The sequence below is a fragment of the Micromonospora sp. NPDC005324 genome (assembly GCF_040607155.1).
Lineage (GTDB): Bacteria > Actinomycetota > Actinomycetes > Mycobacteriales > Micromonosporaceae > Micromonospora > Micromonospora trifolii.
Genome location: NZ_JBEXGE010000010.1, coordinates 163,285 through 178,327 on the forward strand (window position 1 = coordinate 163,285; position 15,043 = coordinate 178,327).

The following is a 15,043-nucleotide window of genomic DNA, read 5'->3' on the forward strand; positions in this document are numbered from 1 at the left end:
CACCGTTTTCGGCCATCGCGGTGAACAGAATGACCGCAAGGCTGTCAACGGGTGAGACGCGCTTCACATTGTCGACATGGACACCACCGCATCCGCCACCACCCCGGCACCGGCGGTCCGCCGGGACCGTACCCGTTACCTGTATCTGGCCGTCATCGTGGCCGTGGTCGCCGGCATCGTGGTCGGCCTGGTCGCCCCCGATTTCGGCAAGGAACTCAAGCCGATCGGCACCGGCTTCGTCAACCTCATCAAGATGATGATCAGCCCGGTCATCTTCTGCACCATCGTGCTCGGCGTCGGCTCCGTACGGCAGGCCGCGAAGGTCGGCAAGGTCGGCGGCCTGGCCCTCGGCTACTTCCTGACCATGTCGACAGTCGCGCTCGCCATCGGCCTGGTCGTCGGCAACCTCATCCACCCTGGCTCCGGCCTGAACCTCGGCCCGGACCTTGTCGGCTCCGGCAAGGCCGCCGCCGGTGACGAGGCCGCCGGTACCGCCGACTTCCTGCTCGGGATCATCCCGACGACGCTGCTCTCCTCGCTCACCGAGGGCAAGGTGCTCCAGACGCTGCTGGTCGCCCTGCTGGTCGGCTTCGCCGTCCAGGCCATGGGCCGGCGGGGTGAGCCGGTGCTCAGCGCCATCACCGTCATCCAGCGGGTCGTCTTCAAGGTCCTCGCCATGATCATGTGGCTGGCGCCGATCGGCGCGTTCGGCGCGATGGCCGCCGTCGTCGGCGCGACCGGCGTGGACGCCCTCAAGAGCCTCGCCCAGATCATGGTGGGCTTCTACGCCACCTGTCTGATCTTCGTGCTGGTCTTCCTGGGCGCGCTGCTGTGGTTCGTGGCCCGGATCTCGATCTTCTCGCTGCTGCGTTACCTCGGCCGGGAGTTCCTGCTGATCCTGTCGACCTCGTCGTCGGAGTCGGCGCTGCCGCGGCTGATCGCCAAGATGGAGCACTTCGGCGTGAGCAAGCCGGTCGTCGGCATCACGGTGCCGACCGGCTACTCGTTCAACCTGGACGGTACGGCGATCTACCTCACCATGGCGTCGCTGTTCATCGCCGACGCGCTGGGCAAGCCGCTGGCCATCGGCGAGCAGATCTCGCTGCTGCTATTCATGATCATCGCGTCGAAGGGCGCCGCCGGGGTCACCGGCGCCGGACTGGCCACGCTGGCCGGCGGCCTCCAGTCACACCGGCCGGACCTCGTCGACGGGGTCGGGCTGATCGTCGGCATCGACCGCTTCATGTCCGAGGCTCGGGCGCTGACCAACTTCGCCGGCAACGCGGTGGCGACAGTGCTGGTGGGAACCTGGACCGGCGAGTTCGACCGGGAGCGGGCGACCGCGGTGCTGAGCGGCAACGACCCGTTCGACGAGGCCACCATGGTCGACGAGCACGACGATGACGAGGCGGAGTCCCGCCCCGACGAGAAGCAGGCCGCGCCGGCCGGAGCCCCGGCCTGAGTCACGGCGTGGACCGGGGTCGCGGCGGCGCGGCGCCGCCGCGACCCCGGCCCGGCAGTGGGACAACAATCCCGAGCCACCGCCCGTCAGGCTCGCCAGGCGTTCAGGCACCGCGCCATCACCCGGAAGGGAATGGCCTGCCCCTCCGTCTGGTCGACGGTGCCGGCCAGGTGCAGGTCGAGCTCCGGGCAGTGGAAGAGCCACGTCCCGGTGGCGCCCGAGTGGCCGACGAGCGTGACAGGGCGGCGCCCCGGCGAGACGAGCCGACCGGCCGTGAAGACCATGGTGCCCAGTCCGTACCGGAGGATGGGGATGTTGCGCAGCCGGTTGCGCCGTTCGGTCAGAAGCTCCACTGAGCGGGCGTCACGGAAGAGTTCACCGGCGAGCAGCGCTCGCTGAAAGGTGAGCAGGTCGTCGGTGGTGCTGAACAGGTCGTTGCAGGACTCGACCAGCGCCGTCACCTCCACGCGACGCTGCTTCGCGTAGAGCGGCGAGGGCGCCGCGGTCGCCGGCTCCGGCGGACGATGCCCGGGGAGCCAGGTCCGCGTCAGGCCGAGCGGGCCGAGGATCCGCTCGGTCAGCAGGTCGGCGATCGATCGATCGGTCACCGTCTCCAGGATGCGGATGAGCAGTTGGAAGCCGGTGTCGGAGTAGCGGGCCTGCTGCCGGCGGGCGGTGAGATCCTGCGGCGCGAAGTGCGGACGCTGCTGCTCGCGCGTGGTGCGCATCGTGTCCTCGAAGGTCCACGCGACGTCCCGGCCGGCGGCGAGGTGCTCGTACAGGCTGGGGCCGCCAGCACGCTTCTCGAACTGGTCCGGCAACCCGGACGTGTGACTCGCGAGGTGGCGCACGGTGATCGCTGACGTCCGGTCGACTCCCTTCAGGACGTGCAGCGCATCGGTCGTCTCCGCTGGTAGGTAACTGTTGATCGGCGCGGCCAGGTCGAGCTCGCCGCGTTCCTGCGCCTGTAGCACCAGGGTGATGATGAACCGCTTGGTGACGCTGGCGATGAAGAACGGGGTGTCGGGGCGCCACGGCTGGACGTCGGCGCCGGTCGGGCCGCAGGCCGCGGACCAACGCCGGTCCCCGACGCCGTTGGTGACGACGAGATTGGCGTGATGCATCCCGCGTCGCGCGACCAGCTTCTTTAACAGGCTCGTCAGCCGCGCGTCGACGTCGGCGGGAACGTTGTTGTCCTGGGCGGGGGTGGTGCTGAGCGGCGGTGTCACAGGGATGCTCCTCGCGGTGGCGACTCCATATGTCTACTAGACATGTCTATGAGAGACAACGGTCTAGACTCGGCTGATGGCCCACGTGATCCTCGGTCTGCTCCTGATCACCCCGCAGAGCTTCTACGACCTCATCAGAGGGTTCGAGGCCGGCGTCGCGCTCTTCTACAGCGCCAGCTCCGGCAGCATCAAACGCGCGCTGGACACCCTCCTCGCCCGCGGGTCCATCGAGGTCGCCAGCGCCGAAGCCGGCGGTCGAGGACGGAAGGTGTACCGCGTCACCGAAGCCGGTCGGCAGGAGTTCCACGCGTGGATGACAGCCGAGCTGACCGGGCCCGATCTGGAGACGGCAGCGCTGTCCAGGCACTACTTCCTCGGGCTGCTGCCGCCGGCCGAACGCGTACCGGTGCTGCGCCGCATCACGACCCGCGTCGAGACCGACCTCGCCCGGCTCTCGGCCCTCGACCGGCACCTCGGGGCCCTGGAGGTCCCTGAGGAGCACCGCGATCTTGCCATCCACCAGCGCGCGACACTCGACTACGGCATCGCCGCACACCGCTTCACCCTGGACTGGTTCCGTGGTCGCATCGCTCAGCACGAGCCGCCGAGCCAGTAACGCCACACCGACGATCGGCTCTGGCCGGTCGGAGCCGTGCGGTCAGGTGCGCGGCGTGCTTCAGCGTCGGCGCGCTCGCCACATCGTGTGCTCCCGGGAGATCGCCGTCTCCGTGTCGTTCACGAACCGCGACAGTTCGGCCTCCGAGCCGATCCGGGTAGCGAGGGACCCGATGGCGGCAAGCTCCTGACTGGCCAGGGCATAGGCGGTGGCCACCGCGCCGTGTTGCCGTGTCTGCGTCCAGGCCGCGCCGGCCGCGACCGCCGCGGCGGCCACGCCGAGCAGGTCGAGGTCGGTCAGCCCGGCAGCCCGCGACACGGCCAGGGTCACGCCGGCTATCTCCAGCACGAGCATGCTGACCGACCAGCGGGTCGCCCGCGCCCGATTCGACAGTGATCGTTCGGCGTACCAGGCTCGTTGGGACTCGAGACGGCCGGTCAGGTACGCGGCGCGGCGCTCCTCGAGGGAGGCGGCCCGCAGTGTCCGCATTCCTTCCGTGATCTGTTGCCCAGCCACCGCTGGGGCCGCCAACCCGGCGGCCGCCATGTCTCGGGTCAGGCCCAACAGTCGGTTGGTGAATTCCGCGGCGCTGTCCGAGTCGCTCTGCGCTCGGGGAAAAGGGTCAGCCGCGATGGTGAATCGCCACGTGAGCGACTTGATCGATTCGGAGAGGGCTCTGCCGACGTACCAGCGTTCATTGGGGCGATTGGTGAGGAGAAAGACCTCGACGATCGAGGTGGCGGCGAAGGCGCCGGCCGCGAGCGCCGGACCCACTGCGAAATCATCGAGCTTCCACGTGGCGACTCCCGCGATCGCGGCCACCAGGAGCAGGGACAGCCGCAGCGCGATCACTGTCGCGTACACGCGTTGGCCGCGCTGCGACTCGTAGGAGACGGCACGCTGAAACGGGGGAAGATCCTCGGCCTTCAGCATGTCGTTGACCTCTCGACAGAACGTCCAGGGCGTCGACGGGGGTGAACAGCGATCCCGGCGAACAGTCGGTACGCAGGCTGTGTAGACAGTAGACCCCGCCGTCCACCCGGCCGGCCTGAGCGCGCGGGGCTAGGGCGTGGTGGTCTTGTCGCAGGGGACGCCGATGCCGAGGTCTACGGGGTCGTCCTGGCCGTTCGACGTCACGATGAGCGGTACGCAGGCAGCCTGCGCGAGCCAGGTGCCGCCGACGAAGGCCATCCACTGGGCCTGCCCACCCTCGGGCGCGCAGGCGTGCACCGTGACGGTCGCCGCGGGCGTGCCGGTGCCGCCCCAGCCGAGCCGGGCCCTGTCCTGCCAGCCCGGGGCCACCCGCAGGTCGACGACTGCGCCGGCGCGGACGACGAGCCCCCATTTGGCGAACAGTCGCGCCGCCGGGTCGGTCTCCCCGGAATCCTCCGTCGAGATCACGAGGGCGTCGGGCACCGCCACGTCCTTCCCCACCAGCCGGTAGCCCGCCGGTGGTGCCGGCAGCGTGTCGACCGATGGCGTGCAGGGCGGCCCACCACCGCTGGCGCCCGTGGACGGCGCGGCGCCGTCGGACGGCGGGGTGGCGTGCTGGCGCGAGTCAACTGTTGGCGTGCAGGCTGACAGGACCACCACCAGGCTCAGGAGGCCCCAGCAGGCGATGGGCCTGGCACGGTTGCCCACTTCGGGCTTTACGAGGGCCGGGGCACGTGGGGTCCCTGTCGTACCGGCGTGGGCACTCATCCGATATTCATAGCTGCTGGCCGGACCCGGCGCGACCCTGTCCCGCCGCGGACCTGGCCACCGCATCCGGGGCACCAACTCGACATGGCGGGCCACGCCTCCTGCCTGTCGAAATACCTGCGGTCCGGTCCCAAGCCGCACGACGAGCCCGCCCGGGCGTACTTCGACCAGGTCCCTGTTCCGGGCCCTCCGGCTCGGGCTTCTCGGCAGCTCCCGGCGGTGATTCGTCGCCAAACCCGCCGTCCGTCGCGGGGCGCGGTGGAGAATGGTGGGCCGGGGAGGGGTGCTGCGACGAACCGGGGGAGGGGTCGTGCTCGGAACCAGCCTCCTTGACCGGCTTCGCCGCCGTGACCCGGGTGACGCCATCCTGCGACGCGCGACCCGGTTGACGCTCGTCGCGTCCGTCGTCTTCTACGGCTGCCGGTACGGGGCGGGCAGCTCGACGCTCGCCACGTACGGGTTGTTCGGCACCATCGCCGCCGGATCGTTCGCGCAGCTACCTGGCCCGGCGCCGCAACGGGCGCGGATCCTCGTGCTGTCGCTGCCGGTGGTGTGGGCGCTGATCGCGGCGGGCTCGCTGTTGGCGTGGAGCACCTGGGCGGCCGCCGGTGGCATGCTGGTCGTCGGGTTCGTGGTGGCGTTCGCCGGGGTCGGCAACCCGCGCCTGGTGGGGTTGGCGAGCGCGTTCCAGCTCTTCTACATCCTGGCGTCGTTCCCGCCGTACCAGCCGGGCACCCTGCCGGAGCGACTCGGTGGGGTGACCCTCGCCGTCGTGCTGCTCGCCGCGGCCGAGGTGTTCCTCTGGCCCGACCCGGTGCCGGTCTCCTACCGGCAGCGCCTCGCCGAGGCAGCGGACGGCGTCGCCGCCTTCCTCGACGCCGCCGCCGAGAGGTTGACCGACCCGCACTCCGCTGCGGGTGATCGGGACACGCGGCGCGAGCGGGCGTACGACGTGGCGGCGGCGATCGAGCTGAACCGCAGCCCTCCGGCGTGGGCGCCCACCGCGGCGGGCGCTCAGGATCGGGCGTTGCGGATCTGCGCGGCCGCGTTACGGGAGGTGCTCACCGAGGCGGACCGGTTGGCGGCGGACGCTCCGCCGGAACCGATCCCGGACCTGGCGGCGGCGCGTCTGCTGCGTTCGTGCGCGGACACCACCCGCGCGGCCGGCCGGAGCCTGTCGCCGGGTGCCCCGGCGGTAGCCCCGGTCGACCTGGACGTGGCGGTCGGACGAGCCGAGGCGGCGTACCCCGTCGGAGAGGGTCAGGTCCGCGACGCGCCGGACGTACCCCGGTTGTGCCGGGACGCGACCGCGCTGGCCCTCGCGGACCAGGTGCGGGTCTTCGTCGTCGGCTCCCGGGTGGCCACCGGGGCGCGGCTCGGCGGGGACGGCGCCTCCTCGGCGCTGTTCGAGTACGTCCGGCGCAGCCCGTGGACGCTGTACTGGTGGCAGTTTCGCGCCCACCTGGCGCCGCGCTCGGCCCACCTGCACAGCTCGCTGCGGCTGGCCGTGGCGCTCGCCATCGCCCGGGTGGCCGCCGGGGTGTTGCAGCTGACCCATGGCTTCTGGGTGCTGCTGGCAACCCTCACCGTCCTGCGTACCTCGGCCGCCGACACCCGCACCGCGCTGCGGCCGGCCGTGCTGGGCACGATCGTCGGCGCGGTCGTCAGCGGCGGGGTGATGCTCGTCGTCGACGAGCCGATCGTGTACGCCATCGTCCTGCCGGTCACCCTGCTGCTGGCCTTCGGCGTCGGCCGCCTGCTCGGTCCGGTGTGGCAGCAGGCGCTGTTCACAGTGCTGCTGACAGTCGTCTTCGCCCAGCTCAGCCCGGAAGGGTGGCGGCTCGCCGAGGCCCGCCTCGTCGACGTGCTGCTCGGCGCGGTGATCGGCGTGCTCGCCGGGGTGGCGATCTGGCCGCGCGGCGCGGGCCATGACCTGCGGCACAATGCCACCCGCTACCTGGAGGCCAGCGCGGACGCTGTCGAACAGACGGTCCAGGCGTTGCTCGGCGATGCTCCGCCGCCCGCGGGTGCCCTCAACCGGGTCCGTCGCCGGATGGTCCTGATCGACTCGTCGTACTGCCAGTACCACTCGGAGCGGCATGATCCGCACCGCCAGCAGGTGAACTGGGACGCTGTGCTGAGCGCCGGGCACCACGTCGTGCCCGGCGCGGAGTCGCTGCTGCGCCGCAACCCGCCCGGCTGCCTCGCCGGTTGGCCCGGGGCGGCGGCACTGCTGCGAGACTCCGTCGGACGCCTGCGATCGGCGTACGACGCCCTCGCCGACGAGGTCGCCCACGGCCGGACATCGCAGCGGGCACCGGTCTCGACCAGCTGCGTCGACCAGTTGGACCGGATCCGTCCGCTCCTCGGCGAGGCAGACCACCAGTCGGTCCGGCACCTGGTGGAGGTCGACCGGTGGCTCGCCGGCCTCGCCGACAGTCTCGGCCGGATCCCCTCGCCCGCTGGCGACGAGTCGATCGGGCGCCGCCGTAAGCCGTGACGCCGGTACCGCCCGGCGTCGATGTGACCGATCCGGTGCCCCAACCAGTCAACACATGTGGAAGCCCACCGGGGCCACGGGAGGAAACATGGATCAGAACCTGCGGGTGCTCTTCGACCGCGCTGTCGCCGACGAGCCCGAACTACCCCTGGTCGACCTGGTCGATGACGCGGTGGTCGCCGGCACCGGCCTGCGCCGACGCCGACAACGGCTGGTGGCGACAGGTGTCGCCGCCGTGATCGCCGTCGCGGCGGTGGGGGCGGTGAACGTGGCGACACCGCCGCAGCCGTCGGCGCCGCGACCGACGACGGTGCCGGCGGCGTTCGGCATGCTGGTGAACAGGGCGTGCCAGGCCCCCGCTGACGAGACCGCGACCGACGCCGCGGTCTACCTTGCCCTGGAGATCACCGATCAGCAGCGCAGTGCGGTCAACCGCGCGCTGGACGCAGACCCGGCGGTCGGGACCGTGTCGTATGAGAGCCGCGAAGAGGCGCTGCGGAAGTTCAAGAAGGTGTACGCGGACGCTCCCGAACTCGACGAACACATCGTGCGCAGCCAACTGCCGGAGTCATTCCGGGTCAGGCTCGCCGCGCGGTCCCAGTACGTCGAACTGGCCGCCCGGGTCGAACGTCTGCCCGGTGTCGAGGCGATCATCGGCATCGACTGCCCGGCCGGCACGAGCGCGTCGGCGGTCGACTGATGGCGGCTGCCCGCTGGGGCGCGACTCGACGGCGCGAGCAGACCGCCCAGCAGGCGGAGTTCACCGCGTTCGTCGAGACCACCGCACCGAGGCTGCGGCGTACCGCCTACCTGATGTGTCGCGACTGGCACCTCGCCCAGGACCTGACCCAGACGACCTTCGCGAAGATGTACGCGAACTGGGGCTGGATCCGGCGCACCGCGAACCTCGAGGCGTACAGCCGCCGGGTCCTCATGAACGCCGTCTTCGACCAGAGCAAGCGGCACAGCGCCGCCGAGGTCGTGCTCGCCGAGCTGCCGGAGGTGTCGTCGCAACGGCCCGACGACACCATGGAGCTGCACGTCGCCCTGCTTCAGGCGTTGGCCACCCTGCCGATCCGCGACCAGGCCATCGTGGTGCTCCGGCACTGGGAGGATCAGAGCGTCGAGGCCGTCGCCAGCACCCTCGACGTCTCCGTGTCGGTGGTCAAGATGCAGAACGCCCGCGCGTTGACCAGGCTGCGGGCGTTGCTCGGTCAGGACTTCGTCCGGATCTGACAGGCCGCCGATCGCCGATTGGCAGTGCCCGTCGCGCCTCGCTCGGCCTAGCGTCGACGGCATGGAGATCGAGCAGGCACAGAAGCTGTGGCAGCCGGAGCCGGGCTGGTTGAACACCGCCAGCTACGGGTTGCCGCCGGAGCCGGCGTGGGCGGCGTTGCAGGAGGCTCTCGCCGCCTGGCGGGTTGGTCGTACGTCGTGGGAGGGCTGGGGCGAGTCGACGCACCGGGCGCGCGTCGCCTTCGCCGGCCTCATCGGGGTGCCGGTCGGTGACGTGGCGGTCGGCGCGGCGGTGTCCCAGCTCCTCGCGCCGGTCGCGGCGGCGCTGCCGGCCGGTGCCACTGTGGTGGTCCCCGAGGTCGAGTTCACCTCGAACCTCTTCCCCTGGCTGGTGCAGGAGGAGCGTGGCGTCAAGGTCCGCACGGTGCCGCTGGAGTCGCTGGTCGACGCCATCGACGCCGATACCGATCTGGTGGCGTTCAGCCTGGTGCAGTCGGCCGACGGGGCGGTCGCGGCGTACGACGAGATCGTGGCCGCGGCCCGCGCGCACGACGCGCTGGTGGCGGTGGACGCGACCCAGGCGTGTGGCTGGCTGCCGTTCGAGGGCGGCCGGGCCGACGTGGTGGCGGTGGGCGGCTACAAGTGGCTGATGAATCCGCGCGGGACCGCGTACGCCTATCTGGCCCCCGGGTTGCGTGAGCGGCTGCGCGCCGACGCGGCCGGCTGGTACGCGGGCCGCGACCCGCACGCCTCCTACTACGGCCCGCCGCTGCGGCTGGCCGACGACGCCCGACGGTTCGACATCTCACCGGCCTGGTTCAGCTGGGTCGGCGCGGCGCCCGCCCTGGAGGTGGTCGCCGAGATCGGCGTGTCGGCGATCGGGGCGCACAACGTGGCACTGGCCAACCGGTTCCTGACCGGGCTGGGCCGGGCACCGGGGGAGAGCGCCATCGTCAGCGTGGACGTGCCGGACGCGCAGCAGCGCCTCGCGGCGGCCGGCATCCGGGCGGCGGTGCGCGCCGGGCGGGTCCGGGCATCGTTCCACATCTACTCCACCGAGGCCGACGTGGACGCCGCGCTGACCGCGTTGACCGGGTAGGCCGGCCGTGCCCGTCGCGGGGCACGGCCGACCGGTCAGGAGCAGATGCTGAAGGTCGCGCTCGTGTACGCGAGAGGCTGCCACTCCAGATCGGGCCCGAGGCTCATGTCCCACCTGCCGTCCGGGAGGCGGCCGAAGTAGATGACGTTGCTGCCGAGCCCGTCGTAGGAGAACCAGTTGTCGTCCTCGTACGTGCTGAGGCGGGTGGCCGCCCTGGCGAGGGTCCTGGGGCCGACGATGCCGTCGCTCACCAGGCCCCGGTCGCGCTGCCACCGCTTGGTGGCGGCGGTCGTCGCCGCACCGAATCGGCAGTCGAGGCCGGAGGCGGCAAGGTAGCCGTCGGCCAGCAGGATCTTCTGCCACATGGCGACGACGTTGTTGTACGACCGGTTCGACGCGGAGACGGGGCCGCTCTGTTGCACGTCAGTCAAGGAACGGACACGTGGGCTCAGGCCAGGTGGCCACCGATCTTCGTGTACCCGCGCAGCAGGTCCCGCGAGATGATCAGCCGCTGCATCTCGTCGGTGCCCTCGAAGATCCGGTAGAGCCGGACCTGCCGGTACCAGCGTTCGATCGGCAGCTCGCGGGTGTAGCCCATGCCGCCGTGGATCTGGAGCACCCGGTCGACCACCCGGTTGACCATGCCGGCGCCGTAGAGCTTGCCCATCGACGAGGCGTGCCGGGGGTCCAGGCCCGCGTCGACGGTCCACGCCGAGCGCAGCACCAGCCAGCGGGCCGCCTCGAGCTCGGTCTCGGAGTCGGCGATCATCCACTGGATGGCCTGGTTGGTGCCGATCTTCGTGCCGAAGGTCTCCCGGGTGTTGGCGTACTCGATGGCCATCTGCAACACCCGTTCGGCGATGCCGATGGCGTGCGACGGGATGGTGTAGCGCCCCTTGCCGATCCACTCCATGCCGAGCGTGAAGCCCTGCCCGATCTCACCGAGGATGTTGCGGTGCGGCACGCGTACGCCGTCGAAGATGAGCGACGCGGGCCCGCCCTCGCCCATCGTCTGGATGAACTCGGAGCGCCAGCCCATCGACCGGTCCACCAGGAACGCGGTGGCGCCGCCCCTGCGGGCGCCCTTCTCCCGGTCGGTCACCGCGACCACGATGGCGAAGTCCGCGTCGTGACCGCCGGTGATGAACGTCTTCTCGCCGTCGAGGACCCAGTCGTCGCCGTCGCGGCGGGCGGACAACCGGATGTTCGCCGCGTCGGAACCGGCGCCCGGTTCGGTGATCGCGAAGCAGGAGCGTCGCTCGCCCTCGATGGTCGGGATGAGGAACTCCCGCTTCTGCTCCTCGGTGGCGTGGAACAGGATGTTGTCCGCCTCGCCGCCGAAGCGGAACGGCACGAACGTGCGGCCCAGCTCGGTCCAGATCAACGACTGGAGGACGGCCGGCAGGTTCATTCCGCCGTACTCCTCCGGGGTGGCCAGGCCCCAGAAGCCGAACTTGCGCGCCTTGAGTTGCAGTTCGCGCACCTCGGAGTGGTCGAGGCCCGGCTGGTGCGCCCGTTCGCGGCGGAGCACCTCCGCTTCCAGGGGCATCACCTCGCGGGTGATGAACGCGCGCACGGTGTCCCGGACGGCGCGTTCCTCGTCGGACAGTGCGAAGTCCACGGTTCCCCCTCGGTCGGCGTGGTGGTGCGCCGCCACGGACCGTGGCGGTCCCTCATAAACTAGCGGTGTAAGTTTTCATTCGTCCAGACCCCTTCTCCGGCCGACGTGGTGACGCCTGCCCGCAGGCGGTCCCCGATAGGGTGCGTGAACAGGTGGTTCCCACGGGGAGGGACACCGCAGACCGAGGAGTTCTGACGTGCCCCGACCTCGACGGCCTCTGCTCACCCGCGACCGGATCGTCGAGACGGCGCTCGCGCTGATCGACGCCGACGGGCTCGGCGCGCTCTCCACCCGCCGACTCGCCGCCGCGCTCGGCGTGCAGGGTCCCTCGCTCTACAACCACTTCGCCACCAAGGACGAGATCCTCGACGCGGTAGCCGACACCGTCACCGGTGCCGTCGACACCAGCGGCTTCGCCAGTCGGGACTGGCTCGCCGCGCTGCGGGACTGGGCCTGGTCGTACCGGAGGGCGCTCACCGCGCACCCGAACATCGTGCCGTACCTGGCGCAGGGGCCGGGTCGTCGACCGGCCGCCCTCGCCATGGCCGACGCGGTCTACGGCGGGCTGGTCCGGGCCGGTTGGCCGCCGGCCCGCGCCACCCACATCGGCGCGGCGCTGCGGTACTTCGTGGCCGGGTCGGCGCTCGGCTCGTTCGCCCGCGGTTTCGTCGAGGACCCGGAGTTGTACGCGGCGCACTACCCGCACCTGCGCCAGGCCCACCGGCTCGCCGAACACCAGCAGAGCGTGGACGAGGGCGCCTTCGCCCTCGGCCTGGACGCCCTGCTGCACGGACTGGCCGCCGAGTACACCCGCACCGTCGAGACGGTGGAGTCCGCCCGGCCCAACGGGTAGCGTCCAAACTCCCAGCGCTAGTTTCATCGCCCGTCGCCATCGCCCACCCCCGAAGGGACGACATGGACCTCGCCGCCCCGCCGTCGCAGTTGCCCGACTTCCTGCGCCTGCGGCGCCACCTGCACATCGGCGGGCAGTGGACGCCTCCCGCCGACGCCGGTCTCACCGACGTGGAGAACCCGAGCACCGGGGAGCTCATCGGGCAGGTGCCGGCCGGCACCCCGGCCGACATGGATCGCGCCGTGGCCGCGGCCCGGGCCGCGTTTCCCGGCTGGTCGGCCGCCACCCCCGCCGAGCGCTCCGCCCACCTCGACCGGTTGCACGTGGCGCTCACCGCCCGCGCCGACGACCTCGCCCGCACCATCGCCGTGGAGTTGGGCGCGCCGCTCAAGCTCGCCACCCGGGTGCAGGTCGGGCTCCCGCTGACAGTGCTGCGCGACCACGTCGCGCTCGCCGCCCGCGCGCCGGTCGAGGAGAGCATCGGCAACTCCCTCGTCGTCCGCGAGCCGATCGGCGTGGTCGGCGCGATCACCCCGTGGAACTACCCACTGCACCAGGTGATGGCGAAGCTCGCGCCCGCCCTGGCCGCCGGCTGCACTGTGGTGCTCAAACCCAGCGAGCTGACCCCGTTGACCGCGTACCTGCTCTTCGACGCGGTCACCGAGGCCGGCCTGCCGCCGGGCGTGCTCAACCTGGTCCCCGGCACCGGGCCGGTGGTCGGCGAGGCGCTCGCCGGGCACCCCGACGTCGACCTGGTCTCCTTCACCGGCTCCACCGCCACCGGCGCGCGGATCATGCGGCTCGCCGCCGACCGGATCGCCCGGGTCGCGCTGGAGCTGGGCGGGAAGTCCGCCAACGTGATCCTCCCCGACGCCGACCTGGCCACCGCCGTCAAGGTGGGCGTCGGCAACGCCCTGCTCAACTCCGGGCAGACCTGCACCGCCTGGACCCGGATGCTGGTGCACCGCGACCGGTACGACGAAGCCCTCCACCTGATCGCCACGGCGGTGGCCGGCTACCGACTCGGCGACCCGTTCGACCCGGCGACCCGGCTCGGCCCGCTGGTCTCCGCCGCCCAGGCCGAGCGGGTGCGCGGCCACATCGACCGGGCCCTCGCCGACGGCGCCCGGCTGGTCGCCGGCGGGCCCGACGCCCCGGTGCCGACCCGGGGGCACTTCGTCGCCCCGACCGTCTTCGCCGACGTGCACCCCGACAGCGCGCTCGCCCAGGAGGAGGTCTTCGGCCCGGTGCTCGCCGTCATCCCGTTCGCCGACACCGACGAGGCGGTCGACATCGCCAACAACTCGACGTACGGGCTGGCCGGCGCGGTCTGGTCCGCCGACACCGACGCGGCGCTCGCGGTGGCCCGGCGGCTGCGCACCGGCGCTGTCGACATCAACGGCGCCCCGTTCAACCCCCTCGCCCCGTTCGGCGGCTACAAGCAGTCCGGCCTGGGCCGGGAGTTGGGCGTGCACGGGCTGGCCGAGTTCTGCGAGCTGAAGGCGATCCAGCGATGACCGACCCCGAGCTGTCCCCGGCCGTGCCCGCCGCCCGGCCCGAGCTGTCTCCGGCCGCGCCGGGTGGCGGCGCCGAGCCGGCGCCCGCGCCGGTCATCGTTCGCGCGCTGGTCGCGCGCGGATCCGGCGCCGAGCTGCGGGTCGAGCGGGTACGCCTGCCCGCGCCCGGCCCCGGCGAGGTGCGGGTCACGATCAGGGCGGCTGGTGTCTGCCACTCCGACCTGTCCATGGTCAACGGCACCCTCGCCGCGAGGTTCCCGCTGGTCCTCGGGCACGAGGCGACCGGAGTGGTGGCCGAGGTCGGGCCGGGCAGCCAGCTGACCGTCGGCACACCGGTCGTCCTCAACTGGGCACCGGCCTGCCGGGCCTGCTGGTGGTGCCGGCGCGGCGAACCGTGGCTCTGCGCCGACACCACGGCCCCGACCGTGCCACGAGGCGAGACCGACGACGGGATACCGCTGCACCTGACCCTCGGCCTCGGCGCACTCGCCGAGGCGGTGGTGGTACCCGAGCGTGCCGTCATTCCGATCCCCGCCGGGCTGCCGCCCGAACAGGCCGCACTGCTCGGCTGTGCGGTGCTCACCGGCGTCGGCGCGGTCCGGAACACCGCCCGGGTGACACCCGGCGAGTCGGTCGCGGTCGTCGGGCTCGGTGGGGTCGGGCTCGCCGTGCTCAGCGCGGCCCGCCGGGCCGGTGCCAGGACGATCCTGGCCGTCGACGTCGCCGAGGCGAAGCGGGACCTGGCGCTCGCCGCCGGGGCGACCGACTTCCTGCTCTCCGACGACCGGCTCTCCAAGGAGGTACGGGCGCGCACCGAGAGCCGCGGCGTCGACCACGCCTTCGAGTGCGTCGGACGCGCCGCGACGATCCGGGCTGCCTGGCGGCTCACCCGGCGTGGGGGAGCGGTGACAGTGGTCGGCATGGGCGCCAAGGACGACATGGTCAGCCTGGGGGCGCTGGACATCTTCCACTCCGCGCGCACGCTGCGCTCTTCGGTGTACGGCTCGTCCGACCCGGACCGGGAGGTGCCGGTGCTGGCTGCCGAACTCGCCGACGGCGCACTGGATCTGGGTGTGCTGGTCAGCGGAACGATTCCGTTGGACGAGGCGCCCACGGCGTTCGACCGGCTGGCGCGGGGCGAGGGCGCTCGCTGGGTGGTCACACTGGACTGAGCTGGCGGCCCGCCGGATTCAGTGTGATGCGGCCGGG

General features: G+C 71.9%; 14 protein-coding genes. 9 read left to right on the forward strand and 5 right to left on the reverse strand.

What is annotated here, in order from left to right; translation table 11 throughout:
* The first annotated feature begins 76 nt into the window (after window positions 1-76).
* A complete protein-coding gene (locus ABZS40_RS13615; RefSeq protein WP_354943587.1) occupies window positions 77-1,462 on the forward strand; it encodes a cation:dicarboxylase symporter family transporter in 1,386 nt (461 codons plus the stop codon).
* A gap of 86 nt (window positions 1,463-1,548) precedes the next feature.
* Here the strand turns inward: ABZS40_RS13615 and ABZS40_RS13620 are convergent, their stop codons facing one another.
* Window positions 1,549-2,691, reverse strand: coding sequence for a serine hydrolase domain-containing protein (locus ABZS40_RS13620; RefSeq protein WP_354943588.1), 1,143 nt, complete (start codon window positions 2,689-2,691; stop codon window positions 1,549-1,551).
* A 76-nt stretch (window positions 2,692-2,767) separates the two neighbouring features.
* Here ABZS40_RS13620 and ABZS40_RS13625 point away from each other — a divergent pair, with 76 nt between their 5' ends.
* A complete protein-coding gene (locus ABZS40_RS13625) occupies window positions 2,768-3,307 on the forward strand; it encodes a helix-turn-helix transcriptional regulator (protein ID WP_354943589.1) in 540 nt (179 codons plus the stop codon).
* Window positions 3,308-3,367: 60 nt separating this feature from the next.
* Here ABZS40_RS13625 and ABZS40_RS13630 read toward each other — a convergent pair whose 3' ends face one another.
* Entirely contained in the window at window positions 3,368-4,240 is an 873-nt protein-coding gene (locus ABZS40_RS13630; RefSeq protein ID WP_354943590.1) for a DUF4231 domain-containing protein, read from the reverse strand.
* Window positions 4,241-4,369: 129 nt separating this feature from the next.
* Window positions 4,370-4,900 (reverse strand): hypothetical protein, encoded by a 531-nt coding sequence (locus ABZS40_RS13635; protein ID WP_354943591.1) that lies wholly within the window; start codon window positions 4,898-4,900, stop codon window positions 4,370-4,372.
* A 418-nt stretch (window positions 4,901-5,318) separates the two neighbouring features.
* Here ABZS40_RS13635 and ABZS40_RS13640 point away from each other — a divergent pair, with 418 nt between their 5' ends.
* From ABZS40_RS13640 to ABZS40_RS13655, 4 genes are all read left to right on the forward strand, one after another.
* Window positions 5,319-7,508, forward strand: coding sequence for an FUSC family protein (locus tag ABZS40_RS13640; RefSeq protein WP_354943592.1), 2,190 nt, complete (start codon window positions 5,319-5,321; stop codon window positions 7,506-7,508).
* A gap of 88 nt (window positions 7,509-7,596) precedes the next feature.
* A complete protein-coding gene (locus ABZS40_RS13645; protein ID WP_354943593.1) occupies window positions 7,597-8,208 on the forward strand; it encodes a permease-like cell division protein FtsX in 612 nt (203 codons plus the stop codon).
* Window positions 8,208-8,744 (forward strand): SigE family RNA polymerase sigma factor, encoded by a 537-nt coding sequence (locus ABZS40_RS13650; protein WP_354943594.1) that lies wholly within the window; start codon window positions 8,208-8,210, stop codon window positions 8,742-8,744. Before ABZS40_RS13645 ends, ABZS40_RS13650 begins: the two co-directional genes overlap by 1 nt.
* A gap of 61 nt (window positions 8,745-8,805) precedes the next feature.
* Window positions 8,806-9,843, forward strand: coding sequence for an aminotransferase class V-fold PLP-dependent enzyme (locus tag ABZS40_RS13655; RefSeq protein WP_354943595.1), 1,038 nt, complete (start codon window positions 8,806-8,808; stop codon window positions 9,841-9,843).
* A 35-nt stretch (window positions 9,844-9,878) separates the two neighbouring features.
* On the opposite strand, the gene ABZS40_RS13660 is transcribed toward ABZS40_RS13655, so the two are convergent.
* Entirely contained in the window at window positions 9,879-10,265 is a 387-nt protein-coding gene (locus tag ABZS40_RS13660) for a peptidoglycan-binding domain-containing protein (protein ID WP_354943640.1), read from the reverse strand.
* A gap of 26 nt (window positions 10,266-10,291) precedes the next feature.
* On the reverse strand, window positions 10,292-11,464 hold the full coding sequence (locus tag ABZS40_RS13665) for an acyl-CoA dehydrogenase family protein (RefSeq protein ID WP_354943596.1): 1,173 nt from the start codon (window positions 11,462-11,464) through the stop codon (window positions 10,292-10,294).
* A gap of 196 nt (window positions 11,465-11,660) precedes the next feature.
* On the opposite strand from ABZS40_RS13665, the gene ABZS40_RS13670 reads away from it, so the two are divergent.
* The 3 genes from ABZS40_RS13670 (at window position 11,661) to ABZS40_RS13680 (ending at window position 15,006) form a co-directional block, all read left to right on the forward strand.
* Window positions 11,661-12,317, forward strand: coding sequence for a TetR/AcrR family transcriptional regulator C-terminal domain-containing protein (locus ABZS40_RS13670; RefSeq protein WP_210784958.1), 657 nt, complete (start codon window positions 11,661-11,663; stop codon window positions 12,315-12,317).
* Window positions 12,318-12,379: 62 nt separating this feature from the next.
* Window positions 12,380-13,834 (forward strand): aldehyde dehydrogenase family protein, encoded by a 1,455-nt coding sequence (locus tag ABZS40_RS13675; protein ID WP_354943597.1) that lies wholly within the window; start codon window positions 12,380-12,382, stop codon window positions 13,832-13,834.
* Window positions 13,831-15,006, forward strand: a complete 1,176-nt coding sequence (locus tag ABZS40_RS13680) for an alcohol dehydrogenase catalytic domain-containing protein (RefSeq protein ID WP_354943598.1) — start codon at window positions 13,831-13,833, stop codon at window positions 15,004-15,006. The genes ABZS40_RS13675 and ABZS40_RS13680 overlap by 4 nt, the downstream gene beginning before the upstream one ends.
* Window positions 15,007-15,043: the final 37 nt, after the last annotated feature.

Excerpts from the sequence above, each read along its gene's own strand:
- ABZS40_RS13645 (WP_354943593.1), top strand. The coding sequence starts at position 7,597 with ATGGATCAGAACCTGCGGGTGCTCTTCGACCGCGCTGTCGCCGACGAG.
- ABZS40_RS13650 (WP_354943594.1), top strand. The coding sequence starts at position 8,208 with ATGGCGGCTGCCCGCTGGGGCGCGACTCGACGGCGCGAGCAGACCGCC.
- ABZS40_RS13625 (WP_354943589.1), top strand. The coding sequence starts at position 2,768 with ATGGCCCACGTGATCCTCGGTCTGCTCCTGATCACCCCGCAGAGCTTC.
- ABZS40_RS13680 (WP_354943598.1), top strand. The coding sequence starts at position 13,831 with ATGACCGACCCCGAGCTGTCCCCGGCCGTGCCCGCCGCCCGGCCCGAG.
- ABZS40_RS13630 (WP_354943590.1), bottom strand. The coding sequence starts at position 4,240 with ATGCTGAAGGCCGAGGATCTTCCCCCGTTTCAGCGTGCCGTCTCCTAC.
- ABZS40_RS13675 (WP_354943597.1), top strand. The coding sequence starts at position 12,380 with ATGGACCTCGCCGCCCCGCCGTCGCAGTTGCCCGACTTCCTGCGCCTG.
- ABZS40_RS13615 (WP_354943587.1), top strand. The coding sequence starts at position 77 with ATGGACACCACCGCATCCGCCACCACCCCGGCACCGGCGGTCCGCCGG.
- ABZS40_RS13655 (WP_354943595.1), top strand. The coding sequence starts at position 8,806 with ATGGAGATCGAGCAGGCACAGAAGCTGTGGCAGCCGGAGCCGGGCTGG.